The 23,183-nt window shown below is 63.6% G+C and carries 24 protein-coding genes; 1 reads left to right on the plus strand and 23 read right to left on the minus strand.

The genetic code is table 11. The features are described 5' to 3' along the window. Positions 1-154: 154 nt before the first annotated feature. Complete coding sequence (locus M2335_RS01110) at positions 155-832, plus strand: DsbA family oxidoreductase (RefSeq protein ID WP_264593520.1); 678 nt, start codon at positions 155-157, stop codon at positions 830-832. Positions 833-861: 29 nt separating this feature from the next. On the opposite strand, the gene M2335_RS01115 is transcribed toward M2335_RS01110, so the two are convergent. From M2335_RS01115 to M2335_RS01225, 23 genes are all read right to left on the minus strand, one after another. Then, complete coding sequence (locus M2335_RS01115; RefSeq protein WP_264593521.1) at positions 862-1,668, minus strand: class I SAM-dependent methyltransferase; 807 nt, start codon at positions 1,666-1,668, stop codon at positions 862-864. Between the two features lie 87 nt (positions 1,669-1,755). Further along, positions 1,756-3,252: a CpaF family protein gene (locus M2335_RS01120; protein WP_264571622.1), complete on the minus strand. Its 1,497-nt coding sequence runs from the start codon at positions 3,250-3,252 to the stop codon at positions 1,756-1,758. Between the two features lie 58 nt (positions 3,253-3,310). Next, positions 3,311-4,807, minus strand: a complete 1,497-nt coding sequence (locus tag M2335_RS01125) for an ArnT family glycosyltransferase (protein WP_264588154.1) — start codon at positions 4,805-4,807, stop codon at positions 3,311-3,313. A 227-nt stretch (positions 4,808-5,034) separates the two neighbouring features. After that, entirely contained in the window at positions 5,035-5,289 is a 255-nt protein-coding gene (locus M2335_RS01130; protein ID WP_181561055.1) for an ATP synthase F1 subunit epsilon, read from the minus strand. 149 nt (positions 5,290-5,438) lie between these two features. After that, on the minus strand, positions 5,439-6,884 hold the full coding sequence (gene atpD, locus M2335_RS01135; RefSeq protein WP_181561056.1) for a F0F1 ATP synthase subunit beta: 1,446 nt from the start codon (positions 6,882-6,884) through the stop codon (positions 5,439-5,441). Positions 6,885-6,911: 27 nt separating this feature from the next. Beyond that, positions 6,912-7,784, minus strand: a complete 873-nt coding sequence (locus M2335_RS01140; RefSeq protein WP_181561057.1) for a F0F1 ATP synthase subunit gamma — start codon at positions 7,782-7,784, stop codon at positions 6,912-6,914. Between the two features lie 84 nt (positions 7,785-7,868). Next, the gene (gene atpA / locus M2335_RS01145) at positions 7,869-9,398 is read right to left on the minus strand and encodes a F0F1 ATP synthase subunit alpha (protein WP_181561058.1); all 1,530 of its coding nucleotides are present in this window, start codon (positions 9,396-9,398) and stop codon (positions 7,869-7,871) included. Positions 9,399-9,428: 30 nt separating this feature from the next. Further along, a complete protein-coding gene (locus M2335_RS01150) occupies positions 9,429-9,983 on the minus strand; it encodes a F0F1 ATP synthase subunit delta (protein ID WP_264593522.1) in 555 nt (184 codons plus the stop codon). A 152-nt stretch (positions 9,984-10,135) separates the two neighbouring features. Next, on the minus strand, positions 10,136-11,911 hold the full coding sequence (locus M2335_RS01155; RefSeq protein ID WP_264593523.1) for a hypothetical protein: 1,776 nt from the start codon (positions 11,909-11,911) through the stop codon (positions 10,136-10,138). Beyond that, positions 11,908-12,309 carry a GtrA family protein gene (locus M2335_RS01160; protein ID WP_264593524.1) on the minus strand — a complete coding sequence of 134 codons (402 nt, stop codon included), beginning with the start codon at positions 12,307-12,309 and terminating at the stop codon, positions 11,908-11,910. Before M2335_RS01160 ends, M2335_RS01155 begins: the two co-directional genes overlap by 4 nt. A 7-nt stretch (positions 12,310-12,316) precedes the next feature. Further along, complete coding sequence (locus M2335_RS01165; RefSeq protein WP_264593525.1) at positions 12,317-13,849, minus strand: NAD(P)/FAD-dependent oxidoreductase; 1,533 nt, start codon at positions 13,847-13,849, stop codon at positions 12,317-12,319. An 87-nt stretch (positions 13,850-13,936) separates the two neighbouring features. Continuing rightward, a complete protein-coding gene (gene acs, locus M2335_RS01170) occupies positions 13,937-15,880 on the minus strand; it encodes an acetate--CoA ligase (protein WP_264593526.1) in 1,944 nt (647 codons plus the stop codon). Positions 15,881-15,986: 106 nt separating this feature from the next. Beyond that, positions 15,987-16,508 carry an MmcB family DNA repair protein gene (locus tag M2335_RS01175; RefSeq protein ID WP_264593527.1) on the minus strand — a complete coding sequence of 174 codons (522 nt, stop codon included), beginning with the start codon at positions 16,506-16,508 and terminating at the stop codon, positions 15,987-15,989. Positions 16,509-16,613: 105 nt separating this feature from the next. After that, the gene (locus tag M2335_RS01180; RefSeq protein ID WP_181561065.1) at positions 16,614-17,234 is read right to left on the minus strand and encodes a cell wall hydrolase; all 621 of its coding nucleotides are present in this window, start codon (positions 17,232-17,234) and stop codon (positions 16,614-16,616) included. A 174-nt stretch (positions 17,235-17,408) separates the two neighbouring features. After that, positions 17,409-17,750, minus strand: coding sequence for a DUF1491 family protein (locus M2335_RS01185; protein ID WP_264577027.1), 342 nt, complete (start codon positions 17,748-17,750; stop codon positions 17,409-17,411). Next, a complete protein-coding gene (locus M2335_RS01190) occupies positions 17,747-18,259 on the minus strand; it encodes a PaaI family thioesterase (RefSeq protein WP_264577028.1) in 513 nt (170 codons plus the stop codon). The genes M2335_RS01185 and M2335_RS01190 overlap by 4 nt, the downstream gene beginning before the upstream one ends. Next, a complete protein-coding gene (locus tag M2335_RS01195) occupies positions 18,219-18,686 on the minus strand; it encodes a PTS sugar transporter subunit IIA (protein WP_181561068.1) in 468 nt (155 codons plus the stop codon). The genes M2335_RS01190 and M2335_RS01195 overlap by 41 nt, the downstream gene beginning before the upstream one ends. A gap of 181 nt (positions 18,687-18,867) precedes the next feature. Beyond that, positions 18,868-19,455, minus strand: coding sequence for a ribosome hibernation-promoting factor, HPF/YfiA family (hpf, locus tag M2335_RS01200; RefSeq protein ID WP_181561069.1), 588 nt, complete (start codon positions 19,453-19,455; stop codon positions 18,868-18,870). Between the two features lie 67 nt (positions 19,456-19,522). Continuing rightward, entirely contained in the window at positions 19,523-20,224 is a 702-nt protein-coding gene (dnaQ, locus tag M2335_RS01205) for a DNA polymerase III subunit epsilon (protein WP_264571633.1), read from the minus strand. 27 nt (positions 20,225-20,251) lie between these two features. Further along, positions 20,252-20,857 (minus strand): dephospho-CoA kinase, encoded by a 606-nt coding sequence (gene coaE / locus M2335_RS01210; protein ID WP_264593528.1) that lies wholly within the window; start codon positions 20,855-20,857, stop codon positions 20,252-20,254. A 22-nt stretch (positions 20,858-20,879) separates the two neighbouring features. After that, positions 20,880-21,704: a shikimate dehydrogenase family protein gene (locus M2335_RS01215; RefSeq protein ID WP_264583886.1), complete on the minus strand. Its 825-nt coding sequence runs from the start codon at positions 21,702-21,704 to the stop codon at positions 20,880-20,882. Continuing rightward, positions 21,701-22,306, minus strand: a complete 606-nt coding sequence (locus M2335_RS01220; protein ID WP_264593529.1) for a Maf family protein — start codon at positions 22,304-22,306, stop codon at positions 21,701-21,703. The genes M2335_RS01215 and M2335_RS01220 overlap by 4 nt, the downstream gene beginning before the upstream one ends. Then, on the minus strand, positions 22,303-23,145 hold the full coding sequence (locus M2335_RS01225) for a pyruvate, water dikinase regulatory protein (protein WP_181561073.1): 843 nt from the start codon (positions 23,143-23,145) through the stop codon (positions 22,303-22,305). Before M2335_RS01225 ends, M2335_RS01220 begins: the two co-directional genes overlap by 4 nt. Between the last annotated feature and the right edge of the window lie 38 nt (positions 23,146-23,183).

Here is a 23,183-nt window from a genome sequence, read left to right on the forward strand (position 1 = left end):
CCGGGCACGCTGACCCGGCCGACGATCAACATGAAGGGGCGATGGACGATAGTCTGTCGCCCCTTCTTCATGTGCCAGAGGCGGCGGTAGACGGCCCTCGCCGGGGTTGTGCTCCCCCTCCCCTCCGCTACACTCGTCGCGATCAGGAGAGACCATGACCCCCACCCTCAGAATAGACTTCGTATCCGACATTGCCTGTCCCTGGTGCGTGTTGGGCCTGCTCGGGCTTGAAGAGGCCATCGGTCGCCTGGCGGGTGACGTGGATGTCGATCTGCATTTCCAACCGTTCGAGCTCAGCCCAGATATGGCGCCGGAGGGACGCACTGTCGTCGATCATCTTGCGCAGGCTTATGGATCAACGCCCGACGAGATCCTCCAGCGCCGCGCCGTGGTGAGCGATCGCGCCGCCGCTTTGGGCTTCGACATGAAGACCTCGCTGGAGACGCGCGTCTACAACAGCTTCAATGCCCATCGCCTGATGCATTGGGCAGGGCTGCAGGGCCGGCAGCCGGCCCTCGCGCGCGCCTTGTTTGAGGCTTATCACAGCCGCAACGAGAATATCGCGACCGCTGCCGTGCTTCTCAACGCCGCCGAGCAAGCCGGACTGGACCGGGATGCCGCAAGCGCGGTGCTCGACTCGGATGAATATGCCAATGATGTGCGTCAGGCCGAATATCTCTGGCAGACCCGCGGCGTGACAGGCGTGCCGGCAGCGATCATCGACGGTCGCTACCTGATCTCCGGCGCGCAGCCCGCGGAAGCCTATGAGCAGGCGTTGCGGCAGATCGCCGCACAGGCCCCATCAGACGGCAACCCGCCCGCCCCCGCATAAAAGATGGGGGCTGCGCGGGGCCGCGCCGCTTAGCCGGGCTTGCGGAACCGCAACGTCATGCGGTCGCTTTCGCCCACCGCCAGATATTTGTCCCGATCGACCGCGCCATTGCGCAGGGTCGGCGGCAGCGTCCAGACGCCGGTGGCCCAGTCCGCCGTGTCACGCGGGTTGGCGTTCACGTCAGAGCTTGCCTCCAGCACGAAGCCGGCATCCTCCGCCAGCTTGCGCACCGTCGAGACTTTCAGATAGCCGCTCGTCTTCTCGGCCGCGGTGTCGCGGTCTTCGGGCAGGCGATGATCGACCACCCCCAGCACGCCACCGGGCTTGAGCATCCGGAAGAACTGGCCGAAAATCTCGCCGCCATTGCCGCGCATGACCATATTGTGGACATTGCGGAAGGTGAGCACAGTATCCGCCGCGCCATCTGGCACCTCGGTCAGCTCGACCAGCTTCACCCCGCCATAGAGCGCGGGATTGGATGCGATCAGCTTCTCTGTGGACTGGCGCCCCTGCCCGCCCGGCTGGACGCCATAATAGGTGCCGCCGCCCTTGGCCGCCAACGGAGCGAGAATCTCGAGATACCAGCCACCGGAGGGGAAATATTCGACGACTGTCTGATTGCCGCTCACGCCGAAGAAGCTCAGCGTTTCGGCCGGGTGGCGATATGTGTCGCGTGCAACATTGCTGGCTGTGCGGGTCGGCGCAGCCACGGCTGCGGCGATGTCCGGCTTGATGGCGACGGCTGCCTCGGTAGCCGCCAGTACCGGAGCGGTGGCGACGGCACTGCCAGCCAGCAGAAACGCACCGGCGAGCATGAGGGATGTCCTGAAAGGCATGGGGTGTCTCTCCGTGAGGGGCGTTATGCGGCAAGATGTCGGAAGCCCGGACGGAGCGCAACCCAATGACGGACGAACGCGCTGCCCTTAGAGGCAGGCTTCCAGCAGCGCCTGATCGAAGCCGAACCCGCGCGCCTTCTCCAGCGTATAGGGGCGCAGGCCCATCGAGCGATATTCGCCGATGATCCGCCCGTCCGCATCTTCATCCAGATACTCGAACTTGAACAGCTCCTGGGTGACGATCACGTCGCCTTCCATGCCGATCACCTCGGTGACGTTCGTGACGCGCCGCGAGCCGTCGCGCAGGCGCTTCACCTGCACGATCAGGTCCACCGAATCGGCGATCTGCTTGGAAATGGCTTCCTTGGGGATTTTGATGTCGCCCATCAGGATCATGTTCTCCATACGGCCCAGGCATTCGCGCGGGCTGTTGGAGTGGAGCGTACACATGGAGCCGTCATGGCCGGTATTCATGGCCGCGAGCAGATCGAAGCATTCCGCGCCACGAATTTCGCCCAGGATGATGCGGTCCGGCCGCATACGCAGGGCGTTCTTGACCAGATCGCCGATAGTGATCGCCCCCTGCCCTTCCAGATTCGGTGGCCGGGTTTCGAGCGGCAGCCAATGCGGCTGCTGGAGACGCAGTTCCGCCGCGTCCTCGATGGTGATCACGCGCTCGCCCGGATCGATCATCTTGGAGAGGGCATTCAGCATCGTCGTCTTGCCCGAGCCGGTGCCCCCCGAAATCACGATGTTGAACCGGCAGGCCCCGGCGATCTTGAGCGCCGTCGCCATCTTGTCGGACATCGAGTCGCCCCGCGCCATGATGTCCAGCGTGATCGGCTTGGCGGCGAACTTACGAATCGAGATCGCCGTACCGCGCAAGGAGAGCGGCGGCACGATCACGTTGACGCGGCTACCGTCCGGCAAGCGCGCGTCGGCTAGCGGCGTGGTCTGGTCGACCCGGCGGCCGACTTGGTTCACGATGCGCTGGGCGATCTGGAACAGATGCTCCTCATCGCGGAAATGAATCTGCGCGAGCTGCAGCTTGCCCTTCTTCTCGATGTAGGTCTGGGCCGGGCCGTTGACCATGATGTCGCTGATATCCGGGTCGGCCAGCAACTCCTCGAGCGGCCCGAACCCGAGCAGCTCATCAACCAGCACCTTCTCCAGTGCAAACTGCTCGCGCCGGTTGAGCGTGAGCTTGAGCTGCGCCAGCACCTCCATGATGATCGGCCGGAATTCCTCGGCCAGCTCATCCTTGGTCAGCGTCGCCGCCGCCTCCGGATCTACCCGCTCCAGCAAGCGCGGCAGCACCTGCTCCTTGATGCGATGGACGTTGGCCTCGAAACCCTGCGAATGATCGGTCTGCGCATGCTCGGAATTCATCCGCTCATTCAGGCGCCCGAGGGCATCGGCGTGGCGGTCGGGGGTGGAGCCTACGCCAGCAGGGGAAATATCTGGCGCGGCTGGTTCTAGCGGCGCGACGGCTGGACTGGCTGAGGGAACGCCCCCATGCATCGGCCGCGCAACCCCAAAGGACGACTTGGCGCCTAAACCGGTCTTTCGTCCAAATGCATTCATCGACAGGTCTGCTTTCAGCTGTCGTCGGCATGCGCCGACCATTGCGCTTGATTTACGCTCAGAACTGTTTGGAAAATGCTAAGAGGTGGTCGGATTTCGACCCAGGTGCAGTGAAACGGCGGTGCGGCGGGGGGGCGGGCAACGCCCAGACCTCCATTTCATAACGGGGCCGATGGGCCTCGTTCATTGGAAGCCTTGCTATCAAACGATAATTGCGCTGCAAGCCCTGCATGAGAATAGCGCGCGTCGCTTCGTTGTGCGGGCGCACGAGAGGGGTGTGTGACAACGCGATCACCGCCGGGCGACGTGAGAGAATTCGCCGCATTTCCTCGGAAGGATCGAGTCCGATGGCGGGGCTTTCCAGCGAAAAGCTCATATGCTGCGGGAACAGCCTGCTCGTCACGTGACAGGCATCTGTGAGTGCGTACAGAACGGGCGGCCCTTCAAACAGGTAGAAGCAACCTCCATGGCGGGCACCGTCAATTGCCCTCGCAAGCTGCTCGATGTATCCTCTGCGCTCCAAAACACGAGAGCGATCTGGCCACCCGCTTATGAGTGCCGCCCAGATGATAAGGACCAAGAGCCAAAGGAAACCGGTCCCTTTGCGCGCGAATATGGGCGAAGCCAGCACGACCAGAGGTGGCAAGAGGGGCAACGCATAATGATCCCAGAAGTTGGGAATCATGAGAAACCCGCCCAGCGCAGCGAACATCCAACAGACCAGAAAGACAGCAACGGTCTTCTTGTCTGGCGTACGGACGAGGTAATGCGCGCCTGCAACACTCATCAAAATCAACGGACAGAGAATAAGGCTAAGCCATTTGGCAACCTGGATTGTCACGTCGAGAGACTGAGGGGCTTTCAAGCCCACTGAGCGGATGGAAGCAAACCAATAGTCTTCGAATTTCCCGATCGCCGCAAAGCCAAAGAAGATCATGAGCGTTGGCGCAGCGCCGAGAAGCGCGAACTGGATGATCCTTACCCATCGGGTTCGGCCCGAGGGGCTGGCCGGGTGGAGCGCGTGATAGGCTGCCACAATGCCCATAAAAACGCCCTCGACGATCGCCGTCGGTTTCACGGTGATCGCAAGGCCGCACAAAAGCATCGCGATATACGCTCGGCGGATTGGCATTTCATCCTGAGCCTGCCGATCGGCTGAGGGCAGCAACAATGAAACGGCAAGGACAATGAAGAGGTTATAGAAGACCGGCGATTGGCCTCCTGCTCCGATCAACATCGGCAAGCAAGCGAGGTAAGCCACACCGGCGAAGCAGGCCGGAATAGCCGGATAGAAGCGGCGGACGATACTGGAAATGGTGAGGGCGGTGCAGAAGGCAAAAAGCCCCGCAACCAGCTGGGTGGCCTCGATGCCATTTCCAGGAAGAAACGCGATCAGCCAGTAGATTATGAAAAGACCGAATGGCTTGCGGTCCCATACATCCACATAGGGAACTGCACCCTGATGCATCGCCTTTGCGAAAACGAGATAATAGTTCTCGTCTTCATGATAAGCGAGGTCGCCAAACCATGGAGCACGGGTCACGACGGTGGCCAAGAGCAAGGCCGCTCCGATCAGTATAGACTGATGCCGTCGGACGAACTGCGATATCTTCTTGGCGTATGTTGCTAAGCGCGATCGTTGCGCTGGAGCTTTTGACTGAACGCGCACATGCTGCATATCGCGAAACCCTGGCGGATTATCGCAACAGGCCGATACACCGCTGCATTGGCCTTGCAGCGAATACGGTTAAAAAACCGTATTGGGACTTTTGTCAGCTACTCTTACCCAGCCTTCTCAGCCAGCACCGTCAACCCAGCCTCGCTCACCTCAGCAAAGCCGCCTTCGACCATGATCACGCGCGGCTCGGCGCCGTCGCGGTCGTAGACTTTCAGGGCGCCGTCCTTGACGGTGGACATGAAGGGCGCGTGGCCTTCCAGCACGCCGAATTCGCCCTCGGTGCCGGGCACGACGACCATGTGGACGTCCTGCGAGAGGACGAGCTTCTCAGGGGTCACGAGTTCGAAGTGCAGTGCCATGGTCTTCTCTCCCCCCTCACAGCGGAGGGGTAAAGGGTGGAATGGTCGCGCCGGCTGTACATGCTCGGCGCCGACCCTGTTTCGATTGCGCCCCGCGAAAGGGCGTTGGCGCCTCCTGCCATCGGCGAAAGGCGCTTCAAGCCGTCAGATCAGGCTGCTTCCGCTGCCAGCTTCTTGCCCTTCTCGATGGCTTCGTCGATGCCGCCGACCATGTAGAAGGCAGCCTCGGGCAGATGGTCGTACTCACCGTCGACCACAGCCTTGAAGCTCTTCACCGTGTCTTCGATCTGGACGAACTTGCCCGGAATGCCGGTGAACACCTCGGCGACGTGGAAGGGCTGCGAAAGGAAGCGCTGGATCTTGCGCGCGCGGGCGACGGTCAGCTTATCCTCTTCGGACAGCTCGTCCATGCCCAGGATCGCGATGATGTCCTGCAGCGACTTGTACTTCTGCAGCGTCTCCTGAACGCGGCGGGCCGTGTCATAATGCTCCTGGCCCACGACGGCGGCGGTCAGCACGCGGCTGGTCGAGTCGAGCGGGTCGACGGCCGGGTAGATGCCGAGCTCCGAAATCGCGCGGTTGAGCACGGTCGTGGCGTCAAGGTGCGCGAAGCTGGTGGCCGGCGCCGGGTCGGTCAAGTCGTCTGCGGGCACGTAAATGGCCTGCACCGAGGTGATCGAACCCTTGTTGGTGGAGGTGATGCGCTCCTGCAGCGCGCCCATGTCGGTCGCGAGCGTCGGCTGATAGCCCACGGCCGAAGGAATACGGCCGAGCAGAGCGGACACTTCCGAGCCGGCCTGCGTGAAGCGGAAGATGTTGTCGACGAAGAAGAGCACGTCCTGCCCTTCTTGGTCGCGGAAATATTCGGCGATCGTCAGGCCCGAGAGCGCCACGCGCGCACGGGCGCCCGGGGGCTCGTTCATCTGGCCGAACACCAGCGCCACCTTGGAGCCTTCCGGCGTCGGGTTGCCGTCGGCATCCTTGGCGATAACCCCGGCATCGAGGAACTCGTGATAGAGATCATTGCCTTCGCGCGTGCGCTCGCCAACGCCAGCGAACACCGAGGTGCCGCCATGGCCCTTCGCGATGTTGTTGATCAGCTCCTGGATGAGCACGGTCTTGCCCACGCCGGCGCCGCCGAACAGGCCGATCTTGCCGCCCTTGGCATAAGGCGCGAGCAGATCGATGACCTTGATGCCCGTCGCCAGAATGCTGGTCTCGGTCGACTGGTCGACGAACTCCGGAGCCTTGGCGTGGATCGGCGCGGTGGTCGCGGCATTCACAGGGCCACGCTCGTCGATCGGCTCGCCAATCACGTTGAGAATGCGGCCGAGCGTCATCGGGCCGACCGGCACCGAGATCTGCGCGCCGGTGTCGACCACGTCCTGACCACGGGTCAGACCGTCGGTGGCGTCCATGGCAATCGTGCGCACGGTGTTCTCGCCGAGATGCTGCGCCACTTCGAGCACCAGCCGCTGGCCGTTATTGTCCGTCTCGAGCGCCGAGAGAATCGCCGGGAGCCGATCCTCGAAGATCACGTCGACGACGGCGCCGATCACCTGGCTGATCTTGCCGACATTGTTGGTGGCTGCCATGTCTCTGCTTCCTTGCCTGCTTGTCCGTTAAAGCGCTTCTGCGCCCGAAATGATTTCCACCAGCTCGGTGGTGATCGCGGCCTGACGGCTGCGGTTGTACTCAATCGTCAGACGATTGATGAGATCGCCGGCGTTGCGCGTCGCATTGTCCATCGCGGTCATCGATGCGCCCTGCTCGCTGGCCATATTCTCCAGCAACGCCTTGAAGATCTGGATGGTGATGTTGCGCGGCAGAAGATCCGCGAGGATCGCTTCCTCGTCCGGCTCATACTCAACCGCGGCGCCCGAAGAGGCAGGTGCGTCGGCCGGCACAGCGACCGGAATGATCTGCTGCTCGGTCGGCGTCTGAACCAGCGGCGAGCGGAACGCGGCATAGAAGAGATGGGCCACGTCGAACTCGCCGGCGAAGAAGCGCTCGGAGATGTCCTGCGCCACGGCCTGTGCTTCGTCGAAACCGGGCGTGCGAACGTCCGTCGTATCGAACTGACCGGCGATGAGGCCGGGGAAGGTGCGCGCGATCACCGCGCGACCCTTGCGGCCGATGAGGTAGAACTTCACCGTCTTGCCCTGTGCGATCAGCACCCGCGCCTTGGCGACAGCCGCCTTGACGATGTTGGCGTTGAAGGCACCCGCCAGACCCTTGTCGCCATTGGCCACAACGAGCAGATGCACGTCGTCCTTGCCCGTGCCCGCAAGCAGACGCGGTGCGCTGTCGCCGGTCACCTTGCCAGCAAGACTGGCAACGACCTTCTCGAGCCGCTGGGCATAGGGGCGCCCGGCTTCGGCCGCCGCCTGCGCCTTGCGCAGCTTGGCCGCAGCGACCATCTGCTTGGCCTTGGTGATCTTCTGGGTCGACTTGACCGAGGCGATCCGACCCTTGAGTTCCTTGAGCGAAGCCACTGGCTCAACCTACCTTTTCATCGTCGTGCCGGTCATGCCGGCATCAGGTCCCCACCGGCTAGGCCGATGGGGATGCGAACCATCTCAGGCGAACGTCTTGCCGAATGCGTCCAGCACGTCCTTGACCTTGGCCTTCACGTCGTCGCCGAGGTCACGGCTGTCGCGAATCGCGGCCAGGATATCGGCATGGTGGGCGCGCATATGGGCCAGCATCGCCGCCTCGTAGCGGGTGACGTCGCTGGTCGCGATGCCATCGAGATAGCCATTGGTGCCGGCGAAGATCGACACGGTCTGCTCCTCGAAGGGCAGGGGCGAGAACTGCGGCTGCTTGAGCAGCTCCGTCAGGCGCGCACCACGGTTCAGCAGCTTCTGCGTCGAGGCGTCGAGGTCCGAGCCGAACTGGGCGAACGCGGCCATTTCGCGATACTGGGCCAGCTCCAGCTTGATCGAGCCGGACACCTTCTTCATCGCCTTGGTCTGCGCCGCCGAACCCACGCGGGACACCGAGAGACCCACGTTAATGGCGGGACGGATGCCCTGATAGAACAGGTTCGTTTCGAGGAAGATCTGACCGTCGGTGATCGAAATCACGTTGGTCGGAATGTAGGCGGACACGTCGCCGGCCTGCGTCTCGATGATCGGCAGCGCGGTGAGCGAACCGGCGCCATTGGCGTCGTTCATCTTGGCGGCACGCTCAAGCAGACGGCTGTGCAGATAGAACACGTCGCCCGGATAGGCTTCGCGGCCCGGCGGACGACGCAGCAGCAGCGACATCTGACGGTAGGCAACGGCCTGCTTGGAAAGGTCGTCAAACACGATCACGGCGTGCATGCCATTGTCGCGGAAATACTCGCCCATCGCAGCGCCGGTATAGGGTGCGAGGAACTGCAGCGGCGCCGGCTCGGAAGCGGTGGCGGCGATGACGATGGAATATTCCATCGCGCCATTCTCTTCGAGCTGACGGACGATCTGCGCAACGGTCGAGCGCTTCTGGCCGACGGCAACATAGATGCAGTAGAGCTTCTTGCTCTCGTCGGTGCCGGCGTTCGGGCCCTTCTGGTTGATGAAGGTATCGATCGCGACGGCTGTCTTGCCGGTCTGACGGTCACCGATGATCAGCTCGCGCTGGCCACGGCCGATCGGCACCAGCGCGTCAATGGCCTTGAGGCCGGTCTGCACCGGCTCATGTACCGACTTGCGGGGAATGATGCCCGGCGCCTTCACTTCGACGCGCGAACGCAGGTCCGACTGGATCGGGCCCTTGCCGTCGATGGGGTTGCCGAGGCCGTCAACCACGCGGCCGAGCAGGCCCTTGCCGACCGGAACGTCCACGATGGTGCCGGTCCGCTTGACGACGTCACCTTCCTTGATCTCGGCGTCCGAGCCGAAGATCACGACGCCGACATTGTCGGCTTCCAGGTTGAGGGCCATGCCCTGCACGCCGTTGGAGAACTCGACCATCTCACCGGCCTGAACCTTGTCGAGGCCGTGGATGCGCGCGATGCCGTCACCGACGCTGAGCACGGTGCCGACTTCGCTGACTTCCGCTTCGGCGCCGAAGTTGGCGATCTGGTCCTTGATGACCTTGGAGATTTCTGCGGCGTTGATATCCATGTTCAGCCTTTCATCGGATTCTTTGGCGCGTTAGCCGCGCATCGCCTGGGCGAGCTTGTTCAGTCGGGTACGGAGCGAGCTGTCGATCATCTGGCTGCCCATCTTGACGACGAGGCCACCCATGATTTCGGGATCGACGGTAAGATCAAGAGCCATGTCGCGGCCCGTGCGCGCCTTGAGCTGCCTGGCCAGCGCGTTCTGCTGGTCCTGGGTCAGCGGGAAGGCGGAGGTCACTTCTGCACGCGTCTCGCCACGATGGGCAGAGAGCAGCGTGGAGAATGCCCGAATCACGGCAGGAGTCTGCGAGAGGCGGCGATTCTGCGCCAGCACGCCCAGCGTCCGCTCCGTCAGCGAATCGAGCCCGAGGCTCTGCGCTACGGCCTTGATTGCCTTGGCAGCATTGTCGCGGCCGACCAGCGGGCTCTGCGTCAATGCTTTGAGATCGTTCGATTCGGCCAGCGCGGCCTTGAGAGTCTCAAGGCTTGCCGCCACCGAATCGAGCGCCCCCTTGTCCCGCGCCAGCTCAAAAAGCGCGAGCGCATAACGCCCCGCCAAGCTAGCCTGAATACCGCTGGAATGCTCCACGCGCGCCTTGCCTCTTGTCCGAATTGAATCGCGCCAGAAAAGGGGAGGTACGGCTGCACCCCCCTTGACACGGGGGGGCGGTTAGCAGGGGTCGCCCTGCGATGCAAGTCGGGAGGGACAGGCCGGGCACGGATGCGCCGGAAGGCGTGACGTCAGCGCAAAATGCGGTACAAACGCGACCCCGGCTGCTGCAGGCGGTCATCGGGGACCAGCCAAGGCGGCACCTGTCCATCCGTCAGACTGGCAGCAAGGCCGTGAGGCGCGGCCTTGAGATAATTGCGCGCCTCCGGCGCGGTCGGGCACAGCAGCAGATATTGCGCGGGTGTCGCCAGAACGATCGCGCGCGCGTTGTCGGGCTTAGCTGTGAAGGCGCGAATGACCGTCGCCATCGCGGCACTGTTCCGATGATAGCCCGCTGCGACGATCGAGAGATCGGTGCGATAGAGAATCAACGGCCCCATATCTATCGGCGCGAAGATCTGGCCGGACCCCAGAGACTTGAACATCGGGCTGGCGATGGCGGTCGGGCAGTCGCCATCCGTCCGCGCGTCGGTGCTGCCCTTATCGGGCGGGAACAGCATCTGGCCGAGCCCATAGGCCGGGAGTGCCGTCGAGAGGAGGAGGGTGCCCGCCATCGTGAGGCTCCAGCCGATTCGCGGCCGAAAACGATGGCGCTGGCCGGCGAGCAGCATAATGGCGGCGGCCATGCCGGGCAGGGCATAGAGCTCTGCCACCGCTGTCGCCCGCATCACGGCCATGCCGAGCAGCCAGGCAAAGGCGGCCGCCAACGCCAAGCCCAGCCACATCATCGCATCAGACGACCTGCGACAAACCCAGGCTCGCCACATAGCGGCGATGACACCGGGGAGAGGGGCCAGAATCATCAAGGTCGCGAACGCGCCGCCCTGTCGCCAGAAGGGCAGGCCCTCGCGGACGCTATAATACCAGTAATCGCGCACCAGAGGGTCCAGCCCGGCAAATGGCCCCGCGAGACAAGCGGGCGCGATCAGCGCGACCGCAGCGGCAGCCCCGGCCCCACCGACAATGAGCGGGGCGAGGCGCATCGTTGGATTGGCAGGACGAAGCAGGCGGTCGACCAGGAAGAGCATTGCGCCCGCAATGAACAGCGCGGCGATGTAGGGTGCAGAGATCGCATCGCAATGGCTCTCCACAAACAGGCCAGCGCCGCGCGTGCCGAGAATCAGCAACAGGCTCGCGCCAATCAGCGTCGCCATGAAGAGTTGGATGCGCCGATCGCCGGTGCGCACGAACGCCAGGGCATAGAGGCCGGCGAACAGCGCCGCATAAGGCAGGCCCTCGATCGACACATGCATCCAGACCGCACAAGCCAGCGCGCATCCGACCGCAGGCCAGCGGCCGGGCCGGGTCCACGCCAGCAGGGCGCACGCCGCCATCAGCAATTGCCAGCCATGATGATCGACCCGCATCGGCGCGAACTGCAGCCCGACCATGAGGCAGGCGGGCAACAGGGCGAGCATCAGCAACGCGACCTCCCGCCCGGCGATATCCCGGAGCAGCCGGCCCATGACGAGCATCAGGGCGAGACAGAGCAGGGCCGGCACCGCCACCAATGCGACGACTTCGGCCATGGGCTGGCCGACAAGGGGCCGAAGCAGCACGATCATCAAAGCGATCGGCAGGTCCACCAGCCGGGACCAGTGCAGGTCCCCACCGGTCGGCAGATTCATGCGATATTGCGTGACGTCACTCCACGCCTGGCCATTCAGCCAGTCGCGGACCTGGACCATGCGCATGTAATTGTCCGGATCGCCGAGCGAACCCGCCCTCGTCTCGGTCCAATTGGGTATGGCGAGAAGGGCCATGGCGAAGAGCCAGATGAGCGGCACGTAGCGGTAAAAGGGCTCAGTGTGCCCGAGGCGCTGGCCCGAAACATCCCCGGCAGTCATACGAAAACGATCGCCTTGCGCAGCATATAGGTTGCCTGGAAACTGACAGCGACCGCCAGCGCCTTAGCGAGCAGGGGCATCACCCCGAGCATCGCGCCAAGCGCGACGATGCCGGTCGTCAGCGCCAGACCGATCAGCGCAGACCCCACGAACAGCGCCTTCTGACGAACGCGATCCGCGCCGCTCGCAGCGACGCCTTGCGCGAAGACCAGACGCGAGGAGATCAGCCAGTGCATGAGGATTCCGGTCATATAACCAAAAGCCGCCGCAGTGGCGGGGGCCATGCCCAGGTGCAGGCCGGCCATGAATAGCCCGACGTCGCCAGCCAGCGCGACGAGGCTAGCAAGACCATAACGCAGATAGGTGTGGCCGAGCAGCCCGGCCAGGAACGCGCCCATCACCCGATCATGCCACCATGCGGCGCCCGGCGGGCACCGCTCGCTGGCTCTCCAGCGCCGCACGCTCTCCCGCGCTCAGGGCGCCCTCATGGCCCGCTTCATGATATTCGGCATCCTCGTTGACGCCCCAAATATCGAACACCCGCTTGCCGGCGATGATGTTGCGCACGGTCAGCATGGCCGTCATCATCGCGTGATCCTGATTGTTGTAGCGATGCATCCCGTTCCGCCCGATCAGGTGAAGCGTGGGATATTTGTCTTCCAGCTCGGCGCGAATGGCCGCGACATTCGCCGCATAAGCCTCGTCATAGACGGGATAGGCTTTCTCCTGACGCACCACAGCGCCGCCGACCACCTGATCCGCGCGGATGAGGCCCATCAGTACCATCTCCTCGGTCGCCAGCGCGATCAGCTCCTCATCGCTGGATGACCAGAGCCCGTCGCCTTCGAAGCAGAAATATTCGAGGCCCACGCAGGCGATATCGGGATCGGGCACCATTTCGGGTGACCAGCTGCGGAAATTCTGCACCCGACCCACCTTCACGCGCGGATCGTGAATGTAGATCCAGTTGTCTGGAAACAGGTCTTCGGAGCGGATCATCAGCGCGACCGTCAGAAAATCGCGATAGTTGAGCGCCAGCGCGTGCCCGAGCGTCTTGGGCACCGGATGGATGCGGCTCGCCAGCTCCCGCATCGGCGCGGAGCTGATCACATGGTCAGCACTGATCGCGACCGTATCGCCGGCCGCCCGCGTCGCGGTAACGCGCCACCGGCCTGTCACCTGATCGCGGTGAATCTGCTTGAGGGCATGGCCCATCAGCACATGATTGCCGCCTTCGACCACGCGGTCGCGCGCCGCATCCCACATCATCCCGGGCCCGAGGCGCGGGTAGCGGAAATTCTCGAGCAGGGTCTTGGCACCCATGCCGTTGTTTGGCTTTTTGTTGAGGCCAAGGCTGCGCTTGAGGCCATCCAACACCGCCTTGCCCAGGCTCAGGCCCTTGATGCGCTGCGCCGCCCAGTCGGCGGACATGGTATCGCACGGCATCCCCCACACCTTCTCGGTGTAGGTCTTGAAGAAGATGGAATAGAGCTTGCGTCCGAACTGGTTGACCACCCAGTCCTCGAAGCTGCGCACCGGCTTGATCGGCGCGACCTTGGCCTTGGCGTAGCTCAGCATGCAAAGGGTCGAGCGAATGATGCCGAGATTGCGCAGCGCCTCGAAGGCGCGCAGCGGATAGCTGTAGAAGCGGCCCTGATAATAGATGCGGCTCATTCTTGGCCGCTCGATGAAATCATGGGGCAGGATCTCGTTCCACAGATCGACCACCTCCTGCGACTTCGAGAAGAAGCGGTGCCCGCCGATATCAAAGCGGAACCCCTCATGCTCGACCGTGCGGCTGATGCCCCCGACCTGCGCGGAATCCTTCTCGATCACCGTCACGCGCAGCCCCGCCTTGGTCAGCAGATAGGCGGCGGTCAGCCCGGCTGGGCCAGCACCAATGATGGCCACATCAACGGAATGGGCGGAATTCGACATTCAGGCAGGTCCCCCGGAACCGAACAGGTCGACTCCGGGAGTGAAGGATCTTGCCTAATATTCCATTAATCCACGCCGCTCGGTGCCTCAGCGCGCCGGGCGCTGCCGGTTAGCGACGAGATGATCCACCACGGCCGGGTCTGCCAGCGTAGAGGTGTCGCCAAGCTGATCCACCGCGTCCTCGGCAATCTTGCGAAGAATCCGGCGCATGATCTTGCCCGAGCGGGTCTTAGGCAGGGCAGGGGCGAACTGGATCGCATCGGGCGTGGCGATCGGGCCGATCTCGTGGCGCACCCATTGCACCAGCGCCTTGCGCAGGTCGTCATCGCCCTCAATGCCGACATTCAGTGTGACATAGGCGTAGATGCCCTGTCCCTTGATGTCATGCGGCATGCCTACCACGGCCGCCTCGGCCACCTTGGCATGCGCAACCAGTGCCGATTCGATCTCGGCCGTGCCCATGCGGTGGCCGGAGACGTTGATGACGTCATCGACCCGGCCGGTGATCCAGTAATAGCCATCCTCATCGCGCCGGCAGCCATCGCCGGTGAAATATTTGCCGGGATAGGTGCTGAAATAGGTCTGGAAGAAGCGCTCATGGTCGCCCCACACTGTGCGCATCTGGCCCGGCCAGCTCTCGGCGATCACCAGATTGCCCTCGCAGCGTCCTTCCAGGACATTGCCCTCTGTATCGACGATCTGCGGCACCACGCCGAAGAAGGGCTTGGTGGCACTGCCGGGCTTGAGGTCGATCGCGCCGGGGAGGGGGGTGATCATGTGGCCGCCGGTTTCAGTTTGCCACCAGGTGTCCATGATCGGGCAGCGCCCGTCGCCGACGACGCGGTGATACCAGTCCCACGCCTCGGGGTTGATCGGCTCCCCGACTGAACCGAGGATGCGCAGGCTCTTGCGGCTGGTCTTTTCCACCCAGGCATCGCCCTCGCGCATCAAGGCGCGGATCGCGGTCGGCGCGGCATAGAAGGTGCTCACGTTGAACTGATCGACCACCTGCCAGAAGCGGCTGAAATCGGGATAATGCGGCACGCCCTCGAACATCACCGTCGTCGCGCCGTTGGCGAGCGGACCGTAGACGATGTAGCTGTGCCCCGTGACCCAGCCGATATCGGCGGCGCACCAATAGATATCGCCGGGGCGGTAATCGAACACATAATGATGCGTCATCGCCGCCCAGAGCAGATAGCCTGCGCTGGTGTGCAGCACGCCTTTGGGCTTGCCGGTGGAGCCTGAGGTGTAGAGGATGAACAGCGGATCCTCGGCACCGATTTCCTCGGCCGGGCAATGGTCCGAGACGCTGTCGCGCAGCACGTCATACCAGTGATCGCGGCCGTCTGTCATCGCAACGGCATTGCCCGTCCGGCGCACCACGATCACCGATTCCACGCAGGTGCAGTCGTCCAGCGCTTCATCCACATTGGCCTTGAGCGGGATGGTCTTGCCCCCGCGCACGCCCTCGTCGGCCGTGATCACCACCGAGGAATCGCAATCGGTGATGCGCCCCGCGAGACTGTCGGGCGAGAAGCCACCGAACACCACCGAGTGGATGGCGCCGATGCGGGCACAGGCGAGCATCGCCATCGCCGCTTCCGGGATCATCGGCATGTAGATGGTGACCCGGTCGCCCTTGCGGACGCCCTGCGCCTTCAGCACATTCGCAAAGCGGCAGACTTCCCCGTGCAATTCGCGATAGCTGATCGTGCGGCTCTCATCGGGATTGTCGCCAGCCCAGAGGATCGCCGGAACATCGCCGCGCTCCGCCAGATGCCGGTCGAGGCAATTGGCCGCGATGTTGAGCGTGCCGTCGGCGAACCATTTGATGCCGAAGTCCGCTTCATGGAAGCTGGCGTCCTTGACCTGGGTGAAGTCCTTGATCCAGTCGAGCCGCGCCGCCTCCTTGCGCCAGAAGCTCTCCGGTTCTGCAATCGATTGCGCATACAGGCGTGAATAATCGTCACCGGTCACATAGGCGCGCTCGCGCCAATTCGCAGGCACAGGGTAGAGGGGCTGGCTCACGCACTTCTCCAAAGACTGTTATGCGCCAACCTTAGCCGTTTTGCCGGCCATGCCAAGTCCATCGCGGATGGCACGGAACGCCGATCCAAGAAGCAGGCGCCCAGTCTCAGGCGTCATTGCTCCACAGCAACTGGCCGTCCGGATCGGTGATCTGGGTCAGCCGGCGCGCTGCCCGCCGCGCAAACCGCTGCACTTCGACTTTGCGCCGCGCGGGCGCCAGAGGCTCGCTGGGTGCGGGGCGGAGGATTTCGGCATCATATTGGTCGGCGACGATAAGGCCCGTGCGCCCTGGCCACAGCGCCTCGGACTCGAACAGGGTCAGATCAAAGCCGGCAGGCACGGCCCAGAAGTAGCGATCGCAATAATCGAAATAGTCCGGCCATTTGCCGTCCCCGAGCAGGTCGGCACGGCTGCATTTGATTTCGACGGCAATGATCTGGCCGCGGGCATCCACGGCCATGATGTCCAGCCGCCGCCCATTGGGGAGCGGCACTTCGGAAATCCCGAAAATATCGTGGCGCGCAAAGAGACGCAGCACTCCGCGCGTGACGGCCAGCGCCGTTCCATCGGTCAATGCAGGATCGCAGGCGATCGCAGTTTCAGGCGCAGGTTCAGGATGTGAGGCCATGGGGAGGGATTAGAACACAATAAGAACAACTGCAAGCCAAGCTCAAACGAGACGGGCCGGCCCAGCGCTCTGCTGACCCGGCCCGGCTTGTGATGATTGGTTGGCTCAGCGGTAGAAGATGTGACCGCCAATGCGCGTGAGGCGATCATGCTTCCAGTTCGGCGACACGCGCGCGGAATGGAAGAACAGGGCGCCTTCGACCGGGTTGTCCCAGCTTCCGTCCAGCGCGATCTGAGCGATGGCACGCGCGGTGCGCCACTGACCGGCATGGGTCGGCGTGGGCAGCTGGCCCTGACGGACGAAACTGAACTGACCCGGCTGCGTGACGACGCCGCACAGGCTGGTGGGGAAACGCCCGGACCGCGCCCGCTCGAGCACGACATTGGCAACGGCGAGCTGGCCGGTCAGGCTCTCGCTGCGCGCTTCATAATAAATGGTGGTGGCGAGACATTTCGCATCAGCGTCGGAAATCTCTTCGACATTGGCCTGCTGGACCAATTCGGCCAGCGAATCGACAGAGTCGGCAGAAGCGGCTTCGTTCGGAGCCGTCTCGGCATCGGGTTCAACCGTTGCGGGGGTCGTCAGGCTTGCAGCGACGACGGCGGGAACCTCGAGCATGGTCGAGAAACCTTGGCGGGCTGTTCCCTCAGGAGCAGCAGCCAGAGCGATTGTGGACGAGAGAAGTCCAACGGTCGCCACGATGGCGACCACGACACGATTGGGCATTCATTCTCAGTACTGTGCGGTGGGTCGGAGATCGGAATGCAGGTCGCATCTATCGTGCAACGCTCAGCGCTCCGGTCCGCCCCCCGTCTGCGTGTTTGCGATGACCTGTCCCCATGACGGCCACACGCAACCTGCGCGAGTTGGTGGGGCCTTTGGCCGCTCAGCCGGGAACTGTCAACTCGTGCACAGTATCTCGGCGGCGAGCCGTTCCCCGTCTGCGACATCCAGTTCCACGAACCAGATGTCGGGGTCCACCCGGGTTCTTCTGTCTATATATTGTGATATTTCAGAGTCTTGGGTTAAATCCCGTGGTCCGCAGGGCGTGAGAGAAAGAGTCCCGTCAAGGGACGTAACACGCTCAAAAAGCCCGATTGTCCGGCCGCGATCCACCGCCTGCACGACGATGGTTCCGCTCAACGGCTCCCCCTTGTGAAGCACGGTGCCATGCCCCCCCTGCGCCTGGACACGGCGCAACAGAACCCCGATGAGGATCTGGCTCGTCAGGCGTGCGGTCACCGGTCTCCTACTTCCGGGCGCACATAACCCGGCAGGCCGACCAGCGGGATGGTGGAGCGCATGAACGTGCCGGTCCCGCGACCGACTTCCTCGCCCTCGGCATCGACAAGGCGTGCCTCGGCGACAAAAACGCGCCGCTTGCCGCTCAGCCATTTCCCTTCCGCCACGATCGGCCCCGCCTTGAGCGGGCGGGTGAACAGCAGGTTGAATGCGGTGGTGAGGAGGAAGCGATCCGTGACGAGGCTGTTGGCGGCATAAAAAGCCGCATCGTCGAGCATCTTGAAATACAGCGTGCCATGGGTGGCGCCTGCGGCATGAAAATAGTCCGGCGTCACGTCGATGACGATGCGCGCCTCGCCGGGGGCCGAGATATCCAGCCTTGAGGGGAATAATCCGTTGATCGGCGCCGAGGCATAGAGCCGTTCAAGCGCCCGGAAATGCGCGGCCTCGCCGGATGGCGGCGTGCCGTCAGGCTGCGTCACGCGACTCGCCGCCGGCGAGCAGGGCATAGAGCGCGGCGTCCGAGCCGACGCCCCGAATGCGCGCAAGATGGCGCTCGTTGCGCAGCAGGCGCGAGACACGGGCCAAGGTCTTGAGATGCTCGGCGCCGCTATCCTGTGGGGAGAGCAGCATGAACACGACATCCACCGGCACATCATCGATCGCATCGAACGGGATCGGCTCGGCCAGCAGCACCACGGCGCCATGGACGCTCTCAAGCCCTTCCAGCTTGGCGTGGGGAATCGCGATTCCGCCACCAAAGCCCGTCGAGCCAAGGCGTTCCCGCTCGGTGATGCGCTCGACAACCTCGGCAGCATCGAGCCCATAGGCATCGGCCGCCAACTGACCCAGCTTCAGGAAAAGCTGTTTCTTGTTAGGAAGGGCCACCGCAGACGAAACAGCGTTCGCCGCGAGCAAGTCGCTGAAATTATCCATGTTCAACCCGTGTCCTGCGGCCGACCTGGGGATTTCTGCGCCGGGGTGAAGTCCACCCATCATGGCCGCCTGGAGAAAACTTGGCCGGCTGATAGGCGCAAAGGCCATTCGGGTCAACCGGTTGCCGGGGACGGGGTCAGGGGAGGGAGGGCTGCGCATCGCGCGCAGCCCTCGAGCGCGTTCAGGCGCGGGGCGGCTCCACCCAGCCGATGGTTCCGTCAGTGCGACGATAGACCATGTTGAAGGTGGCCGTGCTGCTGTTGAGGAACATGAGCGCATTGGTATTGCGCAGATCGAGCATCATCACCGCATCGGATACGCTGGCGCGCGGAATATCCACGCGCATCTCCGCGATCACCACCGGTGCATCGACGTCCACTTCCTCTTCCGCTTCGCTGGACTGGAAGACGACATAATTGGCATCGTCGATGCCGGGCGCATCGCGTTGGGCTTCGGCGGCGAGCGCCTGGCTGTGGCGATCTTTCAGCCGCCGCATGTAGCGGCGCAGCTGCTTTTCGATGCGTTCCGCGGCCTGATCGAAGCAGACATGGGCATCATGGGCCTCGCCCGCGCCCTTGAGGATCAGCCCTGCCATCACATGGCAGACGATGTCGCAGCGAAAGGCGCCATGAGGCGCGTTGCTGAACGTCACGCTGGAGGAGATGGTGCGCGAGAAATACTTGTCGGCGATCGCCTGCATCCGCTCGGCAACATGCGCCTGAAGCGCCTCGCCGGTGTCGACCTGATGACCCGATACGCGGATTTCCATCTGATTTCTCCTTCTTGTTGGACCTGATGGTCTATGAACGTGGCGCGCCGCCTAGTGAGGATAATCCTCAGGCCGGGCGATCGAGCCACAAAGGGTGATCGATCTTTTCCAGAAACGCGGCATGACGCGCCAGTTCCTGCGCGCTCGGCGAAAACAGACGGGCCGGGCGGAACGGGCGGGCAGCCGGAATGGCCATGGATTGTGTGGTCGTCACGGTGACGGTGATCTGTTCTTCCGCCATCAAGGTGAGGCCGATCTGACGCCCGCCGGTCAGTTCGATATAGAGCTGCGCGAGCAATTCCGCGTCCAGCAACGCGCCATGCTTGATGCGGTGGCTGCGGTCGATCCCGTAGCGACTGCACAGGGCATCAAGACTGTGCTTGGCACCGGGGTGAAGGGTCCGCGCAATCGTCAGGCTGTCGATCATCCGCCCCATGTCGACGGTGGGATGGCCGCACCGCTCCAGCTCGGCGTTGAGAAAGCCGAAATCGAACCGCGCATTGTGCGCGACCAGCATTGAATCGCCGAGAAACTCGAGCAACTCTGCGGCCTTGCTGCCGAACAAAGGCTTGTCGGAGAGAAAGCGCGCGGACAGCCCGTGAACCGCCTCGGCCGAGGCGGGCATATCGCGCTGGGGATTGAAATAGGCGTGGTAGGTTTCGCCGGTCGGGATGCGATTGATCAGCTCGACACAGCCGATTTCGACAAGACGGTCACCGCTGAGCGGATCAAAGCCGGTGGTTTCAGTATCGAAGACGATTTCACGCATCGTGGCATTTCACTCGTTGGGGAGGCATTATCGGACCAGCGCCGTGCGAAGGCAAGCAACGAGACGAAAAATCCGCGCTCTCATCCGCCATTTTGGCTGTGCCGTATCCAGCACCAGGTCGGCATGGCGTCCCTTGAGGTGATCGGGAAGCTGACTGGCCTTGATGGCTTCAAACCGCTTTGCGGTCATGCCGGGCCGGCGAAGCACGCGCCGCCGCTGGAGAGACGGCGCAGCGGAAACGACGACGACCAAGTCCATGTGCCGCTCGCCCCGCGTTTCGAACAGCAGCGGGATATCGAGAACGACCATCGGCCGGCTGCGGTGACGACGCAGAAACGCTGCGCGCGACCCGGCAACGGCGGGATGCACGATCCGCTCCAACGCCCGCATTTCCTCTGGCTGGCCGATCACCCGGGCACCAAGCATCCGGCGATCGACGCCGGCAGCGCTGGTGGTGCCGGGAAAGCGCGCTTCAATCGCGCCGAGCAAGGCGCCGCCGGGCCCCTGCAAATGATGGACTGCGGCATCGGCATCGAACACCGGCACGCCCGCTGCGCGAAACATGGCGGCTGCGGTCGATTTGCCCATGCCGATCGATCCGGTCAGTCCGATGCGGAATGGACGATGTCTCACGCGCAGACCCGACAAGCGGCGGTCAGGCAGGCACGAGCAGGCGTTCGCGCAACTGCGCATCCAGCTCGCGCGGCGGCTGGGCATCGAAGAAGATGTCAAAGGCGAGCGCGGCCTGGCCGATCAGCATCTCCAGCCCGTCAATGCACATGAGGTCGCGCTTGCGCGCCGCCGCCAGCAGCGGTGTTTCCAACGGGGCATAGACGATGTCGTAGACCATAGCCTTGTCCGGCAACGGTGACAGATCGGGCGTCCATGCCGGCTGCCCGACCATGCCGAGCGAGGTGGAATTGGCCAGCAGATCAGCTGCCGGCAGTGCCGCATCGAAGCCCTGCACCCGGCCGGCCAGACCCAGCCGGTCCAGCAAAGCCTGCCCCTTGGCGGCATCACGCGCGACGATCGTCAGGTCGGTCACACCCACGGATCTCAAGGCGAACCCGATTGCCTGCGCCGCACCGCCGGTGCCGGCGAGAATCGCGCTGGTGCCGCTCCAGCCGCGTGCCAGTAAGGGCTGCAGAAAACCGCCTGCGTCGGTGTTGGTGCCGATCAGCGGCCCGCCGGTTTCGCAGGCGACCGTGTTGATGGCGCCGATGCGATCACGCACCCCGCCGGGATCATCGACATAATCCAGCGCCGCGATCTTGTGCGGAATAGTGATGTTGCAGCCCAGCCAGTCCGGATCGGCCCGGCGCCTGAGGAAATAGCCGGCCAGGTCCTCCGGCGCGACCCGGGTCTTGCGATACTCCGCGTCGATGCCCAGCTCTTCCAGCCAGAAATTGTGGATGACCGGCGACTTGCTGTGCGCGATGGGGTCGCCGATCACTTCGGCATATGGTTTTCCCTGACTCATGCCGGCAAGATAGAGCGCACGCGCAAATAGTCGAGCAAAGGAAGCAGGGGCAGGCCCTGCACGGCAAAGAGGCTGCCGGAAATGCGCGAGAAAAGCTGCGCGCCCGGCCCCTCGATCCGATAGCAGCCGACGCACCAGCGGCACTGCTCCCAGTCGAGGTCCAGATAATGGTCGATGAACGCCGCGCTGAGCGGGCGCATCTGGAGCGCGACGCTCTCGATCTGACGCCATTGCGCCTGGCCGGCCTGCGCGATCACGGCCGCGCTATGGAGCTTGTGCGCCCGGCCGCTCATCCGCGCGAGCAGATCGGCCGCGGCTTCCCGTGTCTCAACCTTGTCGATCAGGCTGCCATCATCCAGCTCCAGCGTCTGGTCGCAGCCCAGCACGAACGCGTCCGGATGTCGCATCGACGGGCGACGGCATTTCCATTCCGCCAGTGCGTCTGCCAGATCGCGGGCGTTCAGGCCTTCGCCGACCAGACTGGCCTTGATCGCATCCTCGTCGACACCGGCTGGAACCGTCTCAAATGGCACGGCAGCGTCGGCGAGCAGCCGCCGGCGACTCTCGCTTTGCGAGGCGAGCAGGAGCGGGGGCGTGGTCATACCGGCCCAAGCCCCGGCAGGCCGCTGCTGCTTTTCAGCCGTTCCTGATACAGGTTGACGATGGCTGCGGCGGTTTCTTCGATGGAACGGCGCGTGACATCGATGACCGGCCAACCCTGATCGGCAAACATGCGGCGGGCGTGCGCCACCTCGCCATTCACGCGTTCGAGATCCACATAGGCGGTTTCCGGCGCCTGATTGAGCGAGAGCAGCCGATTGCGCCGCACCTGCACCAACCGCTCGGCGCCGGCGGTCAGGCCGACGACCATCGGATGCCGCAATTTGAACAGGCTTGGGGGAGGCGGGGATTCCAGCACCAGCGGGATATTGGCCGTCTTGTAGCCGCGATTGGCGAGATAAATGCTGGTCGGCGTCTTCGACGTGCGGGAGACGCCGGCAAGGACGATATCCGCCTCTTCCCAATTCTCCCAGCCGACCCCATCATCATGGGCGATGGTGAACTGGATGGCGTCAATTCGCGCGAAATAGGCTTCGTCCAGCACATGCTTGCGACCGGGACGATTGCGCATTTCTTGGCCCAGCAGATTGGACATGGCATCGGTCACCGGATCGAGCGGCGCGACATAGGGAATGCCGATGGCCCGGCAGCCATTTTCCAGTCGGCGACGCAAGGTGGGGTTGGCCAGGGTGAACAGCACCATGCCCGGATTGCGCGCCACTTCTTCCAAGATGCGCTCAAGATGCTGCTCGGAGCGCACCATCGGCCAGAAATGGCGGATCGTCTCGACATTCTCGAACTGGGCGAGTGCCGCCTTGCCGATATGCTCGAGCGTTTCGCCGGTGGAATCCGAAAGCAGATGCAGGTTCAGGCGGTCCATATCCACCGTTCATGTGGAACATTGCGGGATAACACAAG

This window comes from Sphingobium sp. B12D2B (assembly GCF_025961775.1).
Taxonomy (GTDB): Bacteria; Pseudomonadota; Alphaproteobacteria; order Sphingomonadales; family Sphingomonadaceae; genus Sphingobium.

What these genes read in the sequence shown, in the direction of transcription:
- M2335_RS01165 (WP_264593525.1), bottom strand. Translation starts at nt 13,849, where the DNA reads ATGTCGAATTCCGCCCATTCCGTTGATGTGGCCATCATTGGTGCTGGC.
- dnaQ (WP_264571633.1), bottom strand. Translation starts at nt 20,224, where the DNA reads ATGCGTGAAATCGTCTTCGATACTGAAACCACCGGCTTTGATCCGCTC.
- M2335_RS01155 (WP_264593523.1), bottom strand. Translation starts at nt 11,911, where the DNA reads ATGACTGCCGGGGATGTTTCGGGCCAGCGCCTCGGGCACACTGAGCCC.
- M2335_RS01115 (WP_264593521.1), bottom strand. Translation starts at nt 1,668, where the DNA reads ATGCCTTTCAGGACATCCCTCATGCTCGCCGGTGCGTTTCTGCTGGCT.
- atpA (WP_181561058.1), bottom strand. Translation starts at nt 9,398, where the DNA reads ATGGATATCAACGCCGCAGAAATCTCCAAGGTCATCAAGGACCAGATC.
- M2335_RS01130 (WP_181561055.1), bottom strand. Translation starts at nt 5,289, where the DNA reads ATGGCACTGCACTTCGAACTCGTGACCCCTGAGAAGCTCGTCCTCTCG.
- M2335_RS01110 (WP_264593520.1), top strand. Translation starts at nt 155, where the DNA reads ATGACCCCCACCCTCAGAATAGACTTCGTATCCGACATTGCCTGTCCC.
- M2335_RS01220 (WP_264593529.1), bottom strand. Translation starts at nt 22,306, where the DNA reads ATGACCACGCCCCCGCTCCTGCTCGCCTCGCAAAGCGAGAGTCGCCGG.
- M2335_RS01120 (WP_264571622.1), bottom strand. Translation starts at nt 3,252, where the DNA reads ATGAATGCATTTGGACGAAAGACCGGTTTAGGCGCCAAGTCGTCCTTT.
- hpf (WP_181561069.1), bottom strand. Translation starts at nt 19,455, where the DNA reads ATGGAAATCCGCGTATCGGGTCATCAGGTCGACACCGGCGAGGCGCTT.
- M2335_RS01180 (WP_181561065.1), bottom strand. Translation starts at nt 17,234, where the DNA reads ATGCCCAATCGTGTCGTGGTCGCCATCGTGGCGACCGTTGGACTTCTC.
- M2335_RS01195 (WP_181561068.1), bottom strand. Translation starts at nt 18,686, where the DNA reads ATGGATAATTTCAGCGACTTGCTCGCGGCGAACGCTGTTTCGTCTGCG.
- M2335_RS01215 (WP_264583886.1), bottom strand. Translation starts at nt 21,704, where the DNA reads ATGAGTCAGGGAAAACCATATGCCGAAGTGATCGGCGACCCCATCGCG.
- M2335_RS01225 (WP_181561073.1), bottom strand. Translation starts at nt 23,145, where the DNA reads ATGGACCGCCTGAACCTGCATCTGCTTTCGGATTCCACCGGCGAAACG.
- M2335_RS01160 (WP_264593524.1), bottom strand. Translation starts at nt 12,309, where the DNA reads ATGGGCGCGTTCCTGGCCGGGCTGCTCGGCCACACCTATCTGCGTTAT.
- M2335_RS01175 (WP_264593527.1), bottom strand. Translation starts at nt 16,508, where the DNA reads ATGGCCTCACATCCTGAACCTGCGCCTGAAACTGCGATCGCCTGCGAT.
- M2335_RS01190 (WP_264577028.1), bottom strand. Translation starts at nt 18,259, where the DNA reads ATGCCCTGCTCGCCGGCGGCGAGTCGCGTGACGCAGCCTGACGGCACG.
- atpD (WP_181561056.1), bottom strand. Translation starts at nt 6,884, where the DNA reads ATGGCAGCCACCAACAATGTCGGCAAGATCAGCCAGGTGATCGGCGCC.